1 protein-coding gene is annotated in these 443 nt (G+C 61.2%); it reads right to left on the bottom strand.

Features of this window, described 5'->3' with window-relative positions:
• A partial coding sequence (locus QSK05_RS36060; protein WP_285601910.1) for a methyl-accepting chemotaxis protein occupies positions 1-443 on the bottom strand: 443 nt, incomplete at both ends.

Genomic DNA, 443 nt, shown 5'->3' with positions numbered 1-443 from the left:
GAACGCTCCGCCAGCTTACGAACCTCACCGGCCACCACCGAGAACCCCAGACCGTGCTCACCCGCCCGAGCCGCCTCGATCGAGGCATTGAACGCCAGAAGATTCGTCTGATCAGCAATATCACTCATCACCTGAACGATCTCCCCGATCTGCGCCGAACTCCGCTGAATCAGCGAAATCGCCTCGATCGACTCCCGCAACGACGCCGAACCCGCCTCGGCATCCTCCTGCGTCGACGACGACCACCGGCTGGCATCAGACGTACTCATCGAGATCGCCTCGATCGACTCGGTCAACTGCTGCACCGCCGCACTCATCGACTCCGCCTTGGCGTTCAGCCGCTGCTCCAGCTGCACCTGCTCGGTGATGTCGTACGCATACTTGATCACCTTCACCGGCTTACCCGCGAGGTCGAGAATCGGATTGTAACTCGCCTGGATCCA

The organism is Kineosporia sp. NBRC 101731, from assembly GCF_030269305.1.
Taxonomy (GTDB): domain Bacteria; phylum Actinomycetota; class Actinomycetes; order Actinomycetales; family Kineosporiaceae; genus Kineosporia.
This window is presented reverse-complemented; position numbering and strand designations above follow the sequence as displayed.